This window comes from Hydrogenophaga sp. UC242_53 (assembly GCF_042696965.1).
Lineage (GTDB): Bacteria > Pseudomonadota > Gammaproteobacteria > Burkholderiales > Burkholderiaceae_C > Hydrogenophaga.
The window spans coordinates 3,990,268-4,008,471 of the sequence record NZ_CP170552.1 but is presented as its reverse complement, the minus strand read 5'-3'; the positions used below and the strand labels follow the sequence as shown (position 1 = coordinate 4,008,471).

General features: G+C 70.0%; 16 protein-coding genes and 3 pseudogenes. 14 read left to right on the top strand and 5 right to left on the bottom strand.

Features of this window, described 5'->3' with window-relative positions; all coding sequences use genetic code 11:
- Positions 1 to 42: 42 nt before the first annotated feature.
- A pseudogene (locus ACFJI0_RS20110) lies at positions 43 to 943 on the top strand (LysR family transcriptional regulator).
- Between the two features lie 9 nt (positions 944 to 952).
- On the opposite strand, the gene ACFJI0_RS20105 reads toward ACFJI0_RS20110, so the two are convergent.
- From ACFJI0_RS20105 to ACFJI0_RS20095, 3 genes are all read right to left on the bottom strand, one after another.
- Complete coding sequence (locus tag ACFJI0_RS20105; RefSeq protein WP_291112721.1) at positions 953 to 1,156, bottom strand: putative motility protein; 204 nt, start codon at positions 1,154 to 1,156, stop codon at positions 953 to 955.
- A 76-nt stretch (positions 1,157 to 1,232) separates the two neighbouring features.
- The gene (locus ACFJI0_RS20100; RefSeq protein WP_382322087.1) at positions 1,233 to 2,195 is read right to left on the bottom strand and encodes a helix-turn-helix domain-containing protein; all 963 of its coding nucleotides are present in this window, start codon (positions 2,193 to 2,195) and stop codon (positions 1,233 to 1,235) included.
- Positions 2,196 to 2,331: 136 nt separating this feature from the next.
- Positions 2,332 to 2,967 carry a TetR/AcrR family transcriptional regulator gene (locus ACFJI0_RS20095; protein ID WP_382322086.1) on the bottom strand — a complete coding sequence of 212 codons (636 nt, stop codon included), beginning with the start codon at positions 2,965 to 2,967 and terminating at the stop codon, positions 2,332 to 2,334.
- 159 nt (positions 2,968 to 3,126) lie between these two features.
- Between ACFJI0_RS20095 and ACFJI0_RS20090 the strand changes: the two genes are divergently transcribed.
- From ACFJI0_RS20090 to ACFJI0_RS20065, 6 genes are all read left to right on the top strand, one after another.
- Entirely contained in the window at positions 3,127 to 3,942 is an 816-nt protein-coding gene (locus ACFJI0_RS20090; RefSeq protein ID WP_382322085.1) for a cyclase family protein, read from the top strand.
- The gene (locus tag ACFJI0_RS20085; RefSeq protein WP_382322084.1) at positions 3,939 to 4,931 is read left to right on the top strand and encodes a fumarylacetoacetate hydrolase family protein; all 993 of its coding nucleotides are present in this window, start codon (positions 3,939 to 3,941) and stop codon (positions 4,929 to 4,931) included. Before ACFJI0_RS20090 ends, ACFJI0_RS20085 begins: the two co-directional genes overlap by 4 nt.
- Positions 4,928 to 6,184, top strand: a complete 1,257-nt coding sequence (locus tag ACFJI0_RS20080) for a thiolase family protein (RefSeq protein ID WP_382322083.1) — start codon at positions 4,928 to 4,930, stop codon at positions 6,182 to 6,184. Before ACFJI0_RS20085 ends, ACFJI0_RS20080 begins: the two co-directional genes overlap by 4 nt.
- Before the next feature lie 20 nt (positions 6,185 to 6,204).
- Entirely contained in the window at positions 6,205 to 7,185 is a 981-nt protein-coding gene (locus tag ACFJI0_RS20075) for a Bug family tripartite tricarboxylate transporter substrate binding protein (RefSeq protein WP_382322082.1), read from the top strand.
- 2 nt (positions 7,186 to 7,187) lie between these two features.
- On the top strand, positions 7,188 to 8,813 hold the full coding sequence (locus tag ACFJI0_RS20070) for a class I adenylate-forming enzyme family protein (RefSeq protein WP_382322081.1): 1,626 nt from the start codon (positions 7,188 to 7,190) through the stop codon (positions 8,811 to 8,813).
- A 93-nt stretch (positions 8,814 to 8,906) separates the two neighbouring features.
- Positions 8,907 to 9,557: a response regulator transcription factor gene (locus ACFJI0_RS20065; RefSeq protein ID WP_382153834.1), complete on the top strand. Its 651-nt coding sequence runs from the start codon at positions 8,907 to 8,909 to the stop codon at positions 9,555 to 9,557.
- Between the two features lie 18 nt (positions 9,558 to 9,575).
- Here the strand turns inward: ACFJI0_RS20065 and ACFJI0_RS20060 are convergent.
- A pseudogene (locus ACFJI0_RS20060) lies at positions 9,576 to 10,924 on the bottom strand (esterase-like activity of phytase family protein).
- Between the two features lie 173 nt (positions 10,925 to 11,097).
- On the opposite strand from ACFJI0_RS20060, the gene ACFJI0_RS20055 reads away from it, so the two are divergent.
- The 7 genes and pseudogenes from ACFJI0_RS20055 to ACFJI0_RS20025 all read left to right on the top strand — a co-directional run bounded on the left by ACFJI0_RS20055 (position 11,098) and on the right by ACFJI0_RS20025 (position 17,137).
- Positions 11,098 to 12,852: an ATP-binding protein gene (locus ACFJI0_RS20055; protein WP_382322080.1), complete on the top strand. Its 1,755-nt coding sequence runs from the start codon at positions 11,098 to 11,100 to the stop codon at positions 12,850 to 12,852.
- Between the two features lie 118 nt (positions 12,853 to 12,970).
- The gene (locus ACFJI0_RS20050; protein WP_382322079.1) at positions 12,971 to 13,897 is read left to right on the top strand and encodes an alpha/beta fold hydrolase; all 927 of its coding nucleotides are present in this window, start codon (positions 12,971 to 12,973) and stop codon (positions 13,895 to 13,897) included.
- A 10-nt stretch (positions 13,898 to 13,907) separates the two neighbouring features.
- Positions 13,908 to 14,354 (top strand): annotated as a pseudogene (locus ACFJI0_RS20045) (patatin-like phospholipase family protein); the annotation flags it as partial.
- Between the two features lie 49 nt (positions 14,355 to 14,403).
- Entirely contained in the window at positions 14,404 to 14,796 is a 393-nt protein-coding gene (locus tag ACFJI0_RS20040) for a hypothetical protein (RefSeq protein ID WP_382325906.1), read from the top strand.
- Between the two features lie 25 nt (positions 14,797 to 14,821).
- Entirely contained in the window at positions 14,822 to 15,751 is a 930-nt protein-coding gene (locus ACFJI0_RS20035; RefSeq protein ID WP_382322078.1) for a hypothetical protein, read from the top strand.
- Positions 15,752 to 15,772: 21 nt separating this feature from the next.
- A complete protein-coding gene (locus ACFJI0_RS20030) occupies positions 15,773 to 16,099 on the top strand; it encodes a hypothetical protein (protein ID WP_382322077.1) in 327 nt (108 codons plus the stop codon).
- 87 nt (positions 16,100 to 16,186) lie between these two features.
- On the top strand, positions 16,187 to 17,137 hold the full coding sequence (locus tag ACFJI0_RS20025; RefSeq protein ID WP_382322076.1) for a PDR/VanB family oxidoreductase: 951 nt from the start codon (positions 16,187 to 16,189) through the stop codon (positions 17,135 to 17,137).
- Here the strand turns inward: ACFJI0_RS20025 and ACFJI0_RS20020 are convergent.
- Complete coding sequence (locus tag ACFJI0_RS20020; RefSeq protein WP_382322075.1) at positions 17,134 to 18,057, bottom strand: LysR family transcriptional regulator; 924 nt, start codon at positions 18,055 to 18,057, stop codon at positions 17,134 to 17,136. The genes ACFJI0_RS20025 and ACFJI0_RS20020 overlap by 4 nt on opposite strands.
- Between the last annotated feature and the right edge of the window lie 147 nt (positions 18,058 to 18,204).

Here is an 18,204-nt window from a genome sequence, read left to right as displayed (position 1 = left end):
TAAAAGTCAGATACTTTCAGAAAATCTGATAAGTTAGCCGCCATGGCCTTTTCCAGCGACAACGTGCGCGTCTTCCTCGCGGTGCTCGACGCCGGCTCGTTTTCGGCCGCCGCGCGTCAGCTCGGGCGCGTGCCCTCGGCCGTGAGCATGACCATTGCCCACCTGGAAGCCGAGCTCGATCTCGTGTTGTTCGACCGCAGCGCGCGCGAACCCAGACCCACCGACGTGGCGCGCGCGCTGGAGCCGCAGGCCCGGCAGCTCGCCAGCCAGCTGCGCCAGCTGCAGGCGCACGCCGAAGGCCTGCACCAGGGGCTGGAGCGCCAGCTCACCATCGCCATCGCGCCCGAGCTGCTGTCCGCACCCTGGAGCCAGCCGCTGGCCGTGCTGGCGCACCGAGTTCCCCGCGCTCATCGTCGAAGTGCTGTCCGCCCCGCAGGCCGATGCGCTGCGCATGCTGCACGCGGGCGACGCGCAGCTCGCGCTCGTGTTCGAGCGCCCGGGCACCGATGAGCGCGAAGGCTTTCAGGAACTGGGTCAGGAAATCCTGGTGGCGGTGATTTCACCTTCTCACCCCGAGGTGCGGGCGCGCCAGGGCCAGCTGCAGCTGAACGACCTGATCGACATCCGCCAGATCGCCGTGGTCAGCCGCGACCCGCGCGGGCGCGACCCCCGCCTGCTGCTCTCGCGCCACATCTGGCGCACCGACAGCCACCTCGCCACGCTCAGCCTGGTGCAGGCCGGCCTGGGCTGGGCCTACCTGCCGCGCAGCCTCATCGCGCCCATGGTGGCGGCCGGCACGCTGACGGAAATCCGCTTCAACAACATCAGCAACCAGCTGCGCGTGTGGGTGGACGTGGTGTGGCACACCGACCGGCCCATGGGCCTCGGTGCCAAGCGCTTCATCGAGTTGATGCGGCAGGCCGCGACGAGCGGAGCGGCCTGAGCCGGGCGCTCAGACCAGCGCGTTGACCTGCGTGCCCAGCGAGCCGCCGCTGGCCAGCGGCAGGGCGGCCGGCAAGGCGTTGAGCATCGCCATGGCGCTGGACGACTGGATGTCCTGCGCCTTCTTCAGCACCTGGATCTGCACTTCGCTGGTGACCTGATCGCGCTTCATGTCGGCGACGGCGTGAACAAGGGCGGCGGGAGAAACGTCCATGGGGCTTCCAAGCGGGGAGAAAAGATGCCTCTTGTATCGGCCGCTCCCGGGTGAACTTGACCGGCCTGCGGGCCGTTCAGCCCGCGCGGAACTCCCCCGGCGCCACGCCATAGCGCTGCTTGAAGCGCCGGTAGAAGGTCGACACCTCGCCAAAGCCCGCCGCGAAACCGATCTCGGCCGTGCCCAGGTGGCGCGACGCCGGGTCGCGCAACAGCGCGTGCGCGCGCGTCAGCCGGGCGCGCGTGAGGTATTCGTGAAAACTGCCGTCCGACAGCGCGAACAGCTGGTGCAGCGTGCGCAGCGACACGCCGAACGCCCGCGCCACGCGCTCGGGCGTCAAGTCCATCTCGCTCGAGCGCTGCTCCACCTGCTGCTGCACGCGCAGCAACAGCGCGCGCCGCCGCGCCAGCCGCGTGGGCTCGTGCTGATCGGGACCCGCACCCACCGCACCCGCCACCAGCGCGCACAGCGTGCCCAGGGCCATGTCCCGGCTCGTGGCGGAAAGCCCCGCGTGGTGCCGCAACAGGCCGTCGAGCCAGTTCGCGATCAGCTCGCGCTCGGTGTGCGCGCGGTCGATGTGGTGCATGGGCAGCCGCTCACCCGAGCGCAGCGCCAGCAAGGGGTGCAGCCGCGCGCGCTCGATGCGCCAGAGGCGGAAATCGAACACCCCGTCGGTGCCGGTGCGAAAGGCCAGGTTGGGGTCGGCGATCACGATGTCGCCGGCCTCGGCCACACAGCGCTGGCCCTGCTGCTCGAACCACGCGCGGCCCTGCCGCTGCAGGTACACGTAGTAGGTGTCGCCCGGGCACTCATCGATGTCCTGTTCACGGCGCTGCACCAGGTGGCCGTCGCAGACGATGTCGGTCACGTCCAGCGCGCCCAGGTGGCGCCGCGCGATCGCGCCATGGAAGGGTGGGCGCGGGTGCACCGCCGGCTGGCGCTGCGGCGTCAGCGCGTACACGTGCTCGCAACACGCCTCGCGCCATTCGTCGAAGCGCGTGGCGGCCGGCACGCTGTCGGTGGACCACTCCGTGAGCATGGTGGAACTGCCTCCTGATTGGGACGGCTGCCAGTATCCAGCGTTTTGATCAAAACGAACAATATCGCGGGAATATGAACAGAAGCGAATCGATTGAGCGGCTTGTGCTCAGGAAGCCGGGCACGGCCCGGGCAGGCTATGCCAGCGGCGTGGCCTGCAGGCCGCCCACGACAAAGCGCACCAGGTACTTCGCGGCATCTTCAATCGGTGGGGCGGTGAACTCCGCACCCAGCAGCGTCAGGATCCGGTCGTGGGCGTTGTGGGCGTAGAAGAAGGCGCCAAAGAGAAACACCATGCGCCAGTAGAACTCCTTGTCGTCGAGGTGCGTGCAACGCCGATGCAGCTCCTGCATGAAGTCCTTGGCGAACCCGTCCACGATCGATCCCATCGCTTCCCGCACGTCGGGGGATGGGTCGGCCAGCATGCGGCCATAGAAGCTCCGGAACGCGTCGCGCTGCTCCGCGGCGGCGCCCGCCACACGCAGCGACGGCTCCATGGCGGCCAGCAGCAGGTCCTCGATGGGGGCGTTCGTCTCCACGGCGGACGAGAGCCGGGCCATGCGCTCCGCCATGATGGGCCCGAGGCGGCGCTCCAGCACGGCGCGACACAGCGCCTGCTTGGAACCCCAGTAGTAATGGAACATGCCTAGGTTGACCCCGGCGGCTTCCGCGATCTGGCGAATGCTCGTCCCGCCATAGCCCTGGGCCGCGAACAGCTGCTCCGCCGCGTCCAGGATCAGCGCCTGCGTGTTGGGGCGTTCTGATTCGCCCACGGCCTCGGCGCGTGGGCGCCTGCCAGTCGGACTCAACTTTTTCGTTGCGCAGTGTGCTCTCCCGCGCCCGCCGTCGAGCGCTCAAATCGGTTCGGCCATTGTGCCTGTTGACATGAAGTCATACGTGCGTATAAACTCAAATTACACGGACGTATAAACATGAAACTCATCGACCTCAGCACCTTGTTGGATCCCCAGGACCGAGACCTTCTGCCGCCCGCGCTCAGTGCAGCGGCCGGCGTTGTCGCTCCCCGGATCGAATACCAGCGCCCCCACGAAGCCGAAGGCAAGGACCGCTTCTGCGCGTTTTTCGGCTGCACCCACGAAGACCTCCCGGACGGGGAGGGCTGGGGATCGGAAGTCCTGACCGACATGTCCTCGCACTGTGGCACGCACGTGGACGCGCCGATGCACAGCGGCTCCCGCTGCGCGGGCCAACCGGCCCGGACGATCGATCAGATTGCCCTGGACGAGCTCTATTGCCCGGGCGTCGTGCTCGACTTGCGCGCCATGGTCGAGCCTTGTGGCGCGATCACCCCCGCCATGCTGAACGAGGCCCTGGGCGTGGCCGGCGTGGGCGACATCGCCGGCCACGCGGTGCTGCTGCGCACGGGGCAGGAGCGCTTCCGGATCGGGGAGCCGGGTTTTTTCCAGTACCCGGGCATGACGCGCGAAAGCACGCTCCATCTCACCGGCCTGGGCGCCAAGGTGCTGGGCACCGACGCCGTGGGTTGGGATCGGCCGTTTCCCACGATGGCGGCCGATTTCCACCGCACCGGCGACCGCCGGTATCTGTGGGACGCGCACAAGGCCATCACGGAGTGCGAAGCCTTCATCGTCCAGCAGCTCTGCAACCTGGAAGCGCTGCCGGCCAGCGGTTTCCACGTCGGCTTCTTTCCGATCAAGCTGGCGCGCACCAGCGCGGCACCGGCCCGCGCCGTCGCCTTCCTTCCCGACCTCCTGAAGACGCCATGAAACTCGTCACCTACCGATCCGCGCCCACGCAGCCGCCCCGGCTCGGCGTTCTCCAGGGCGATGGCGCCCTCCTGTGCCTGACCAGCCGGCATGCGGGCGACGCCCGCTTTTCGTCCATGGCCGCCCTGATCGCGGCAGGCGAAGACGCGCTCGCGCAGGCGCGCCGGGATGCCGAGGCCCACCGCCCCGGGCATCCGAACGAAGTGCCACCCGGTGGTTATGGGTTGTTGACCCCGCTCGAACGCCCACCCCTGATGCGCGACTGGGGCACGATGACGGCGCACCCGAAATTCTTCCTGGCAATGCGCGCGCGCCAACGCGCGCAGGCCAGCCCGGATCCCGCGGCGGCCCTGGAAGCGGCGCGCCAGGAAGGCCAGCTGGATCTGCCCGCCAACTGGTTCAGCGTGCCGCGCTTCTACACCGCCAACCCCTTGAACCTGGCCGGGCCCGGCCAGGCCATCGAATGGCCCGCCTTCGCGCAGAAACTCGACTACGAGCTGGAACTCGCCATCGTTCTGGGGCGCACGGGCAGGGACATTCCCCAGCACCGGGCGCGCGATTTCATCCTGGGCGTGACCCTGTTCAACGACTTCACGGCCCGCGACGTGCAGGCGGCCGAAGGCCAGCCCGCGGGCAAGAGCAAGGACTTCGATGGCGCCTACGCGCTGGGCCCTTGCATCGTCACGCTGGACGAGCTGCCCGACCTGTACCAGCTGCGCGTGACCTCGCGGCTCAACGGGGAGACGCAGACCGTGGACAGCACGGCCAGCATGGAAATCGGCTTCGAGGACCTGATCGCCTACGCCAGCCGGTCCTGCACCTTGCACGCCGGGGAGGTGTTCGCCTCGGGCACCTTCGCGCGGGGTTGTGGCGTGGAGACCGGCCGGCTGCTGCAGCCCGGGGACCGCATCGAGCTGGAGGCCGAGCACATCGGCATTCTGGAGAACACCATCGTCGCGTCCGGCGCTGCCCTGAAAGGCGGAGCATGAACTCTGCCGTCTACATCGTGGGCGTCGGCATGACACCGACCGGCAAGTTCGCCGATGCCACGCTGCACCAGCTCACCGCCACGGCGGTGCGCGCGGCGCTGGCGGATGCCGGGGCCACCGGGGCGCAGGTGCAGATGGCGTACTTTTCCAACGTGGCGGCCTCCTACCTGCAAGGCCAGCACATGGTGGCCGGCCAGGTCGTGCTGCGCGAACTCGGCATCGCCGGGGTGCCCATCGTCAACGTCGAGAACGCCTGTGCCAGCGCCTCGACGGCCTTCTGGCTGGCGTGCCAGAGCGTGTGCAGCGGCAGCGCCGACATGGCGCTCGCGGTGGGGGCCGAGAAGCTGTACGACGCGAACAAGTCCAAGTCCTTCGAGATCTTCGGCGGCGGCTTCGATGTGACCCGCCAGGGCGAGCTGCTGGCCTACCTGGAGCGCCTGAAAGGCGCGGCCGGCGCGCCGGCCGACCCGGCGGCTTCTTCGCCGCAGCGAAGTGTCTTCATGGACATCTACGCGGCGCTGGCCGTGAACCACATGCAGCGCCACGGCCTGACGCAACGCCAGCTGGCGGCCGTGGCGGCCAAGAACCACGCGCACTCGGTGCACAACCCGCTCGCGCAATACCGCGATGCGTGGTCCATCGACGAGGTGCTGGCCGCCCGTGCCATCGCCGACCCCCTGACGCTGCCGATGTGCGCGCCGATCGGGGACGGGGCCGCGGCCGTGCTCGTCTGCAACGCGGCGGGACTGCGGCGCCTGTCCGGCGTGGCACCCGTCGATGTGCTGGCTTGCCAACTGGTGAGCGGTCTTCCCCGCCACGACGACGACGTGGACCTCGCCATCACGCGCCGGGCCGCCCTGGCCGCCTACGAAGGCGCGGGCATCGGGCCCGAGGACGTGGACGTGGCCGAGGTCCACGATGCCACCGCGTTCGGCGAAATCCTCCAGACCGAGGCGCTGGGTTTCTGTGCCCGCGGCGAAGGGGGCGTGTTTGCCGAATCCGGCGCGACGGCGCTCGGCGGATCGCTGCCCATCAATGTCTCGGGTGGACTCGAATCCAAGGGCCATCCGATCGGCGCCACCGGTCTGATGCAGATCGCCGAGCTGACGCAGCAGCTGCGCGGGCAGGCGGGCCCGCGACAGGTCGCGGGTGCGCGCGTGGCCCTCGCGGAGAACGGTGGCGGATTCATCGAGAACGAGGAGGCCGTCGCTTGCGTCACCCTCCTTGGCGCCGGCCGCCAGAGACGAGCTTGAACACCCCAAGGAGCCCTGACATGAAACGAACCCCCATCCCCCGCCGCCACGCGCTGGCGTGCCTGGCCAGCCTCGCGGTGGCATCGCCCCTGTGGGCACAAACCCCCTGGCCCAGCAAACCCATCCGGCTGGTGGTGCCCGCCAGCCCGGGCAGCGGCCCGGACGTCATGGCGCGCCTGATCGGCGATCGGCTGGCACGGCGCCTGGGCCAACCCATCGTGGTCGAACCGACCCCGGGCGCCTCCGGCATCCTGGGGGCCGACAAGGCCCTGAACGCGCCACCGGACGGCTACACCTTTCTGTTCGGATTCAACCAGCTGATGACCATGAATCCGCACATCTACGCCAAGCTCCCCTACGACCCGGTGCGCGGCATCGCGCCGGTGAGCCTGATCTCCAAGGGGGGCTATGTGCTGCTCGCCAGCCCGTCGGTGCCTTTCGATGACGTGGCGGGCATGATCAAACATGCGCGGGCCCATCCCGGCGCCCTGGTCTATGCGTCCTTCGGCAATGGCAGCGCGCCCCACCTGGGCATGGAGCTGCTCAAGCAGCGCGCCGACATCGATCTGCTGCACGTGCCCTACCGCACCAGCGCGGCGGCCAACACCGACCTCATGGCCAACCAGATCCACGTCAAGATCGAAACGCAGTCCTCGGCCGTTCCGCTGGTGCGCAGTGGCAAGGTGAAGGCCCTGGCGGTCACCACGGGCACCCGCATGAGCGCGCTGCCGGAAGTTCCCACCCTGAAGGAGACGGTGCCCGGTTTTGAGCTCACCGGCTGGAACGCCGTCTGGGCCCCCGCGGGCACACCGGCGAATGCGGTGGACCAGATGTCCCGCGCCATCCAGGCCACGCTGCAGGAACCCGAACTGCGCAAGCGGCTCGGTGACATGGGCATCGATCCCCAGGGCTCGATGCCCGGCGAGCTCGACCAGTTGACCGTCCAGGAATCCGCGCAGTGGGGCAAGCTGATCCGGGAAAAAGGCATCAAGGCGGATTGAGCATGGCACCCGCGACCCCGCACACGATCGCCGATCTGGTGGAAGCCTTGGCGCGCGAGCGCGGCGACGATCTGGCCCTGACCTTCGTCGACCACGCCGCGGCGAAGGAGGAGGAAGGCACCCAGCGCCGAACCTATGCGCAGCTGTGGCGGGCCGCCACACGCCTTGCCACCGGCCTGAGCCAGCAAGGTTTTCGCCCCGGTGAACGGGTGGCCCTTCTCATCGCCAACCACCCGGAATTCGTGGAGATGCTGGTCGCCAGCGGCCTCACCGGGCTCACGCTGGTGCCCATGGACCCTCGCACGCCCCCCGAGCGGCTGGCCTACATGCTGACCAAGACGCGCTGTTCGCTGCTGATCGCGGAGCCCGAAGCGCTGCAGGGAGCGCTGGCGGTGCGTGGCGCCTGCCCCGACCTGCGTTTGATGGCGGTGCTCGGCCACCCCGGCGTGCCCCTGGTCGCGGGCGTGGTGCCTTACGACAGCCTGCCCGCCGCCACCGCGTCGCCCGCGCTTGCCGCCCTTCGGCGCCCCGCCGACGAGGACATGCAGATCCTCTTCACCTCGGGCACCACCGGGAACCCCAAGGGCATCGTGTACAGCCACCGCAAGTTCACCGACACGGCCCGCATGGCCGCCACGGCCTTCGGGTACGGCCCGGGCGACAGGCTGTACTCCGGACTCTCGCTGACCCACGCCAACGCTCAGCTGGTGACCCTGGGCGCGGCCCTGGTCCGCGGGCTGCCCGTGGTCTTCTCGCGGCGGTTCAGCAAGCGCCGGATGTGGCGCACGGTGCGTGAACACCGCTGCACCAGCCTGACCTTGCTCGGTGGCATGACCACCGCCATCTACTGCGACCCCGCGACGCCGGCCGATCGCGACCACCAGGTGCGCCTGGTGGTGTCCGCCGGCATGCCGGCGGCCATCTGGAACGACTTCGAACACCGCTTCGGCGTGAGCCTGCTGGAGTTCTACGGCACCGCCGAGGGCGGCCTGACGATGAAGCCCGCCGGGGTCGGGCCCATCGGCAGCATCGGCCAGCCGCCACCTTCACTGAGCACGCGCATCGTGGACGGCGCGGGGCAGGACGTGGCACCCGGCGAGCGGGGCCAACTGCTGATCCGCTCCTCGGACGGCACGCCTTTCCAGGTGTCCTATGTGGACGACCCCGACGCGTCCGAAGCCAAGTGCCGCGGTGGCTGGCTGTGGACGGGCGACGTGGTGCACGCCGATGCGCAGGGCTGGCTGTTCTTCGACTTTCGCCTGGGTCACGGCATCCGCCGCAATGGCGACTTCATCGACGCCGCGGCCATTGAAAAGGCGCTGGCCGAAACCGCGCTGGTGGACGACGTCTTCGTGTTCGGTGTGCCTGCCGCGTCCCGCGTTCCCGGCGAATCGGATGTGGTGGCGGCGGTCGTCTTCAAGCCGGGAGCGCCTGTCCAGCGGGAACCCGCTGTCGCGGCGCTCCACGCCGCCTTGACCCGGCCCGTGGTCCTGCAGCAGGTCCTGCCCTTGGATGCCATTCCCAAGACCGCCTCGGAGAAACCCCTGGCCCGCGTGCTGTGCCAGCTCCTGGTGGACCGACCGGATCAGGCCCTGGATTGGCCGGCATCGACGCCGTTGAACACATGAGCACGGCCTGAATGAGCTTTTCGCGCGCGCATTGCCAAGCCTTGGCGCGCGGTTTGCGAAGACAGCTGGCCTGAGTCTGCGCAAGATGGCGGTGTGTGCCTTGACGCTTCCTCCCCTTCGCGCTGCTGCGACACCCCGCCACCCACCACGGTCCTGATCGCCGACGACCACGCGCTGGTGCGCGACGGCATGCGCGGCCTCGTGGCCGGCCTGCTCGGCGAGGTGGTCTGCCTGGAGGTGGGCGATGGCGACGCGCTGATGCGCGCGGCCCAGGCGCACCCGGCGGCCGGGCTGGCCCTGGTGGACCTGAACATGCCCGGCATGGAGCGCGGTTTTCGCCTGGCCGAACTCGCGCACCGCCACCCGGGCCTGCCGCTGGTGGTGATCTCGGCGCTCACGTCGCCCGACGTGGTGCGGCGCACGCTGGAGATTCCCAGCGTTCACGCCTTCGTGCCCAAGAGCGCGCCCTCGGCGCAGATCATGGCCGCGATCGGCGCGGCGCTGCAGGGCCGAAAGCTGCCTTTCGCGCACCGCGCCCCCGAAGCGCGGCGGCCCGAGGTGGTGCTCACGCCGCGCATGGAAGAGGTGCGCCAGCTGCTGCGCCAGGGCATGAGCAACAAACTCATTGCGCGCACGCTGGGCATCAGCGAGGGCACGGTGAAGAACCACATGAGCGAGATCTTCAAGGCGCTGCAGGTGTCCAACCGCACGCAGGCGGCGCAGCTCGACGCCGACCGCCTGTGAAGCCCGCTCGGGCCGGGCTCAGCGCGCCGACAGGAAGTCGCCCGCTTCGAGCAGCACCAGCTCGTTGTCGTCTGCCTTGTTGGGGTCGCGGCTGCTGGAGAACGGCAGGTTGTTGTCGTTGCCCACCACGATGTGCCGCGCATCGACGATGTCCACGTTCTCGATGGTGAAGAACGGGAAGGTGAGCACGCCGTTGTTCAGCGGCTTGCGGGCCAGCTGGTTCGGGTCGGCGATGTTCATCAGGTCGATGTAGCCGATCTTGCGCAGGGGGCCGCCCACGTGGGCTTCGTTCAGCTCCACCTTGTAGACCCGCTTGAACTTGGCCAGGTCGTGGAAACAATCGGCGCGCTTCGTGGCTTCCGGGCAGGCCTTGTCGGCCGTGCCTTCGCCGTTGTCGCGCTCGATGATCAGGCCTTCGGTGGGGCTGATCATGTTGAAGTCGCCGATGGCGTGGTGGTTGGCCTCCAGCACGTACTTCCAGTGGCGACCGGTCCACTTCTCCGTCTTCACGTCGAACTCCAGCACGCGCAGGTACTGCCTGCCGTCGATGGCTTCCGGCGCCTTGGTGGCCTCGTCCCACACGGCACCCTCCAGCAGGGGGTAGAGCTTGCTGCCGTCGGGCGATGAGGCCATGCCCTCGAAGCCCTTGGAACGGCGCACCTGGAACTTGACCTCGCCGCCCTGCGCACCGGGCGTCTTCACCGCCGGGTGGTCGGGCGAAACCACGGTCTTGCCATCCACCTGGGTTTCGTACACCGCCTTCACGCGGCCCTTCATGTCGGCCTTGATCAGGTAGGGGCCGAATTCGTCGCCGATCCAGAAGTGGCCGTCCGCGATCTGGAAGCTCTCGGTGTCGAGGTCCGAGCCCGTCAGGTAACGTTGTGCCGTGCCCTCGTGCACGATGCGGAACGGCACCTTCTTGTCGGGGTCGTGCAGGAACACGGTGCCCAGGCGCTTGAACTGCCCGCTCTTGAAGTCCACCCGGTAGTGGTTGAGGAACAGCATGAAGTCGGGCGAGTTGGCCTTGGCGCCGGCGCCGTTGTCCGTCAGCAGCCAGTAGCTGCCGTCGGCCATGCGCTTGATGCCTGAGTGGCCCTGAACAGGCTGGCCCTTGAAGGGCAGCGACACCCCCGTGGGCCGGCCGGCGGACAGGCCTTCCACGCTGCCGATGGCCTCGACGCGGCGGTCGGTGGTGAACTTGCCGCTGACGCGCAGGTCGGCCGGCGCGTCCTTGGGCGCGGCGATCAGGGTCTGCGCTGGCAGCAAGGCGTGCCCGCGAGGGTGGCCGGGTAAGCGGTCTGGGCCTGGGCGGACAGGCTCAGGCTGGCGACGGCCAGGGCGAGCAGGGCAGGGGGGTGCAGCTTCATGAGAGGGTGCCTTCGTTGGGGTCAATGGACGCGGATCGGGGCCGAGCTTGCCGCCCTGCCATGACAGCGGTGCGACCTTTTGATGACGGGGCGTTGACGGCCTCGCACGCCATGCCAGGCGTTGGCGCGCGCATTGCGAAGACAGGCGGCCCGCCGGTGCGCAAGATGCCGGCATGCACCGGGACGCCCTTTCCCCCCGCGCGCGCCGGGACGATCAGCCCGACCCCGAGGACAGCGCCCACACGGTGGCCTCGCTCTGGGCCTTGCGCGCCTGCGAGCTGCTGTGCGCGCTCATGTTCGCCACCGCCCTGCCCTGGCAGCAGCCGGCCGCGTGGTTCTCCGTCATCGCGGGCATGGGCCTGCTGCGCTGGTGGCACGTCAACCGCCCGGCGTTCCGCGCCCTGCCCAAGGCGCGCCGCCAGCGCGCGTACCGCCTCTACATGTGGGTGCTGATGGCCTTCGTGGGCAGCGCCTGCTGGTTCCTCTACGTGCCCGACAACGTGCCCATGCTCGCGGTGCTCATGAGCTACCTGCTGGGCAATGCCACGCTGATCGCGGTGCGCCTCACCGGCGATGTCGTGCGCACCACCATCGCGCTGTGCCTGGCGGTGCTGCCGACCTCGGTGCGCCTGATCGTCGACGGCCTGGGCGGCCACACGCTGCTGGTTCTGATGGGCATCGGCGGCATCCTCATGACCATCACCATGGTGTTCCTCTCGCGCGCGCAGGAGATCGGCGTGATGCGCCAGGTGGAGCAGCGGCGCCGCGCCGAGGCGGCGGCCGACACGATCGCGGCGCTGGGGCTGGCGAAGTCGCGCTTCTTCGCGGCGGTGAGCCACGACCTGCGCCAGCCGGTGCACGCCATCGGCCTGTACCTCGCGCCGCTGGTGAGCCTGGCCGAGCGCGCGCAGGACCGCGCGGCCCTGCGCGCCATCGACGGCATCGGCCAGTCGTGGCGCGCGCTGGACGACCTGCTGTCGCAGGTGCTGGACCTCACGCGCATGGACTCGGGCGTGGTGCAGGCCGAGCTGCGGCCCACCGAACTCGCGCCGCTGGTGGCGAGCCTGGTGCGCCAGCACAGCGCCGTGGCCGAGGCGGCGGGCGTGCGCCTCGTCGCGCTGGTGCGCCCCGAGGCCTTCGCACTGGCCGATGGGCTGATGCTGGTGCGCGTGCTCTCCAACCTGATGGACAACGCCATCAAGTTCTCGCCCGCCGGCGCCACCGTGCTGGTGGCGCTGCGCCGGGGTGACGGTGGGTGTTGGCGGCTGCAGGTGCGCGACGCGGGCCTGGGCATCGCGCCCGAGGCGCAGGCGCGCATCTTCGAAGAGTTCGTGCAGATGCACAACGAGGCGCGCGACCGCCGCCAGGGCCTGGGCCTGGGGCTGGCGATCGCGCGGCGGCTCGCGCTGCTGATGAACGGCGACATCGCGGTGCGCTCGGCGCTGGGGCAAGGCAGCTGCATGACGGTGAGCCTGCCGCGCGCCGAACCACCACCCGAGGCCGCGCCGGCGCCGGCGCACGAAGCGCATTCGATGCCGGGCGCGCTGCTGCCCCTGCCCGAGCACGCCGTGCCCTCGCCCGCGTTCGCGGTGGAGCGCGTGCTGCTGGTGGAAGACGACTCGCTGGTGGCCGGCGCCACGCGCGACCAGCTCGTGGGCTGGGGCCTGCAGGTGCTGCACGTGGAGACGGCGGCCGAGGCGCTGGCGCAGGCGGCGTATGGCGACGTGCGCATCTGCGACGTGCGGCTGCCGCACGCGGCCTCGGGCCTGGACCTCGCGCTGACTCTGCGCGAGCGGGGCCAGCGCGTGCTGCTCATCAGCGGCGAGACGCACGCGGCCTTGCGCGAATCGGCCGCGCGGCACCGCCTGCCGCTGCTGATCAAACCGGTGTCGAGCGCGCAGCTGCTCGCGGCCTTGCAAGGGCTGTAGGCGCGTGCCCATGTCCTTCGGGGCATGACCAATTTCACGTGGTTGCGAACGGGGTGCGTCGGTAGATTCAAAACCCTGCCACGCCGCCCGTGTGGCGGGCCCGACCGAAGGAACCCCCATGAGACACCAGTTCTCGCCCGATCTCGAATCGCCCCACGCGGCCCCCGCCGTGGTGCCGAGCCCACGCCCGCCGCGTCTGGGCCGTTTTGCCGAAACGCGCGGCACGCCCTCGCTGCGCCGCGCCTACGGCTGGCTGTGCCGCTGCGCGCCCGCCGTGGCCGCGCGCCTGGCCTACCGCCAGCTCGCCACGCCGCCGCGCGCGGCGCTCGGCAAGTGGCCGCTGGCGGTGCGCGAGCAGACGCGCCCGCGCCGCCTGCCGTGCGGCGCGGGTGAGCTCGCGGTGTACGAGTGGGGGCAGGGGCCGGCGGTGCTGCTGGTGCATGGCTGGGGCTCGAACGCCATGCACCTGGGTCGCATGGTGGGCCCGCTGTTGAACGCGGGCTTTCGCGTGGTGGCCTTCGATGCGCCGGCGCATGGGCGCTCGTCGGGCCACCGCACCGACATGGTGGAGTTCGCCAACGCCGTGGCGGCCGTGGCGCGCCACGCCGGTCCGCTGCACGCCGTCATCGGCCATTCCTTCGGCGCCGCGATGGCGATGTTCGCCGCGCGCGACTGGGGCGTGCGCACCTCGCGGCTGGTGCTCATCAGCTCCTTCAACCACTGCAACTGGTTCGTCGAGATGTTCGCGCGGCACATCGGCCTCACGCCCGAGGTGCTGGGGCGCGTGCGCGAGCTCTTCGTGCAGCGCTACGGCGGCCGGCTCGACTGGGGCCGCATGTCGGTGCTGGAGATGGCGCGCCAGGCCGGCCTGCCCGCGCTGCTGGTGCACGACGAGACCGACGAAGAGATTCCGTTCGAGCACGGGCTCTCGCTCGCTGCCGCGATGCCCTGCACGCAGTTCAAGGCCACGCACGGCCTGGGGCACCACCGCGTGGCGCGCAACCCCGAGGTGATCCGCCGCGTGGTGGATTTCCTCGCGCACTGAGGAGGTGGCGATGCAGAACCCGTCTTTCTCCTCGTTCCCCCATCGGCTGGCCCTGGTGCTGGGCAGCGGCGGTGTGCGCAGCATCGCGGCGCTGGGCATCGCCGAGCGCCTGGCGCGCGAGGGCATCCGGCCCGATCTGGTGGTGGGCTGCAGCTCGGGCGCGCTGTTCGGCGCGCAGGTGGCACAGGGTATGCACGGCGAAGAGGCCGTGCGCCTGGCCACCACGCTGTGGTCGGCCGAGCTCACGCAGCAGCGCCGCTGGCGCGCCTACCTGCAGCTCATCGCGCCCAGGCTCGCGGGCTTTGGCGAGGGCTTCGCGCTGCGCGACGACCGCCTCATCGCCGAGCGCATCGGCAACGCCTTCGGCGACACGCGCCTGGAGCACCTGCCCACGCCGCTGCGCGTGGCCGCCACCGACGCCGCCACCGGCCAGGCCGTGGTGCTCACGCAAGGCCGCCTGGTGGACGCGCTGCGCGCCAGCATGGCGGTGCCCATCCTGTTCCCCAGTGTTGGCCATCGGCGGGCGGCGCCTGGTCGATGGCGTGCTCTCCGACCCGCTGCCCCTGGCGGCGGCGGCCGATGCGCGCGTCGTGCTCTCGCTCGGTTTCTTCGGCGGCCTGCCGCGCCGGGTGGACCGCGTCTCGCGCCTGGTGGCGCAGACCAGCACCACGCTCATCAACAACCTGATGCAGGCGCGCACCGAGGCCGCGCAGGCCCGGGGGCAGAAGCTGATCGGCCTGGAGCTGGACCTGGAGCGCCCGGTCAGCCTGTGGGAGACCGCCGCCATGCCGGCCCTGTTCGAGGCCGGCTGGCGCGCGGCCGAGGCGCGGCTGCTCGACATCGTGGCCGCGCTGGAGGCCGCGCAGGCACCCGAGCGCGAGCTGACCTTCATTGAATGAACCCCTCCCCATGGAACTCAGACGCATGACCCACACCACCGTCCACACCGAGCGCTACGCCCACTGCATCGCCGCCTCGCGCCGCGTGCGCTGGGACATCGAGCACGACGTGATCCGCGCCCGCCGGCTCGACTTCGGCAAACCCTTCCTGCCCGACGGGCTCTCGCGCATCAGCCGGCTCGATTTCCTGAAACCCGCCGAGCAGCTGCGGCTGAGCCAGGTGCAGGGCCGCACCTACGCCAACATGTTCGGCCTGGTCGAGCGCTTCATCGGCATCCAGATGCTCTCGTGCAGCCGCCACCACTGGTTCGGCGACCAGGTCGCGCTGGAGGCGCTGGTGCGCTTCACCGACGAGGAACTCAAGCACCAGGAGCTGTTCCGCCGCGTCGAGCGCCTGGCCGCGGCGGGCATGGCCGAAGGCTACGAGTTCCTGCCCACCGCGAACGCCGTGGCCTCGCAGGTGCTGGAGGCGTCCACCTGGGCGGTGCTCGCGCTCACCTGCCACATCGAACTGTTCACCCAGGTGCACTACCGCCAGAGCATCCAGCCCATGGAAGACATCGCCGGGCTCTACAAGGACGTGTTCCTCTTCCACTGGAAGGAGGAGTCGCAGCACGCCATCCTCGACGAGCTGGAGTGGGAGCGCGAACATGGGCGCCTCACGCCGCGCGAGCGCGACGTGGCGGTGGACGACCTGATCGGCCTGCTGGGCGCGATCGACGGCATCCTGCGGCAACAGGCCACCGCCGACGCGCGTTATTTCACCGACACCAACCCGCGCCGCTTCGCGCCGGGACAAGACGCCCGCCTCGCCGCCGGCCTGCTGGGCGCCTACCGCTGGCAGTACATCGGCTCGGGCCTGCAGTCGCCGCGCTTTCGGCAACTGCTGGTGGCCATGACCACGACGCCCCAGCAGCAGCGCATCCAGGCGGCGCTGGCGCCGCTGTTGTCCTGAACCGTTCACAAGGAGTCATTGATGTCACGCAGATTTCTTCTCCACGCCGCCCTCCTGCTGGCGGCGGCTGGTCCGGCCGTTGCGCAACCCATGGGTATCGAGCGGGCCCACCACGCCCACTACATCGCCGAGTACGAGCGCTCGCTCGCGCTCTACGAGCAACTGGCCGCGCTGGGCGATGCCGAAGCCGCCGAGCGCGCGGGCTTCATGCTGATGCAGGGACCGGCGGCCTACGGCCCGCGCGTGCCGCGCGACGTGGCGCGCGCCACGGCCTGGCTGGAGCAGGCCGCTCGCGCCGGGCGGCCGCACGCGGTCTTCCTGCTCGGGCTGAGCGCCGGCACGGACTGAGCGGCGCACCCGGCATGCGCTGGGTGGATGCGGCCCATGCGCCGCGCGCGCTTGTCGGGCACGCGGCCCGGTTCCGATACTCGGCGCATGAATCAGAACCTGTTGCTGGATGTGGTGGTCAGCGCCGTGTCGCGGGAGACCGACGAGGTCTCCTGTTTTGAACTGAGCCGGACGGACGGGCCTTTGCCCCCGTTCGAGGCCGGCGCGCACATCGACGTGCACACCGCCGTGGGCCCGCGACAGTACTCGCTGTGCAACCTGCATGAGGCGAACGGTCCCTATGTGGTGGGCGTGAAGCGCGAGGCGGGTGGCCGGGGCGGCTCGCGCTGGATGCACGACACGCTCAAGGTGGGCACCCGCCTGGTGATCGGCGCACCCCGCAACAACTTCCGGCTGGTGCCCGAGGCGGTCCACCATTGCCTGCTGGCGGGGGGCATCGGCATCACGCCCCTGGTGGCGATGGCGCACGAACTCGGCCGCCGGGGCCACTCTTTCAACCTGGTCTGTTTCGCGCGCAGCCGTGCCCACGCGGCCTTTCGGGGCCGACTGCAGGCGGCGCCCTGGGCCGCCCAGGTGCGCTTCCACTTCGATGACACGCCTTCGCATCGGGTGGATCTGTCGGCCTTCTGCGCGCACCAACCGGAGGGCACGCACTTCTACGTGTGCGGCCCGGCGGGCTTCATGGCCGCGACCCGGCAGGCCACCAGCCGATGCCCCGGCGCGCAGCTGCACGAAGAGCGCTTCGCGGCCGAACCGGCGGCGAACCCGACGGGGCTCGACCGCTACACCGTGGCGCTGGCGCGCAGCGGCCGCAGCGTGCGGGTGGAGGCGGGGCAGACCCTGCTGCAGGCGCTGCGGGGCGCGGGGCTGAACCCGCTCACCTCCTGCGAGGCCGGGGTGTGCGGCAGCTGCGTGACGCCCTACCTCGAAGGCCAGCCCGTGCATGGCGACGCCTTCCTCAGCGCGCACGAGCGGCAGCACCAGCTGGCGCTCTGCTGCGCCGGTTCGCTCGGCGAGCGCCTCGTGCTCGACCTCTAACCCGCGCCCTTGAGGTCGAGCATCACCTGTTCCTTGAACCAGATGTGGTCCCGGTGGTGGTGCGTGCGCTCGTGCCAGTAGAGGTAGACGTCGTAGGGCGGCAGCTCGATCGGCACCTCCACGGTGGCGAGCGCGAAGCGCTCGCAGAAGCGCTGGGCCAGTGACTCGGGCATCAGGGCCACCATGCCGGTCTTTTCGATCAGGTACGGCACGGAGAGGTAACTCGGTGTCGTGAGCCGGATGTGGCGCGCCAGCCCGAGTTGGGACAGGGCCTTGTCGACCGCATCGCCAAACGCGTGCACCGTGGGTTTGATCACGACGTGGTCGAGCGCGGCGAAGGCCTCGGGGCTGAGCGTCTGCCCGACGGCGGCATGCCCATTGGCCGCGATGCAGGCCACGCGGTCGCGGAAGATCACGCGGTGGCGCAGGTCCTCCACCGCGGGCGGCAGCATGCCCACGCAGAAGTCGGCTTCGCCGCTCTCCAGCACCTGGTTGAGGTTGCGCGGATGCACCGGGTGGCAGACCGAGACCGAGATGCCGGGGTAGTTCTGCGCCAGGCGCGTGACCAGGGGGTCCATGAACACGCATTCCAGGTAGTCCGTGGCGACCACCCGGAAGTTGCGGCGCGCCGTCTCGGGGTCGAACGCGATGGCCTGCCCGAGCAGCTGGTCCATCTCGTGGAGGATGCGCAGCGCGAACTCGCGCAGCTGCATGGCCTTGGCGGTCGGCACAAGCCCGACCTGGGCTTTCACCAGGATCGGGTCCGAGGTCAGTTGCCGCAACTGGCTCATGGCCCGGCTCATGGCCGGCTGGCTGATGTCCAGCGCATCGGCGGCGCGCGTCACCTGCGAGTGATCGACCAGCGCGACCAGGCACCGAAGCAGGTAGAAGTTCAGCGACAGATCATCTTTTTGGCGCATGGTTTTCATACACAGTCCGCATGGACTGGGGGTTGGCACATCGGGATACTAGTTCAACCTTGGCGCGGTGGCGCAAGGCACGAGAGTCCAGGGACATTCCAGGCAACACCGGTTCGAAGAGGCCGGTCACCCACGAGGAGCAACAGG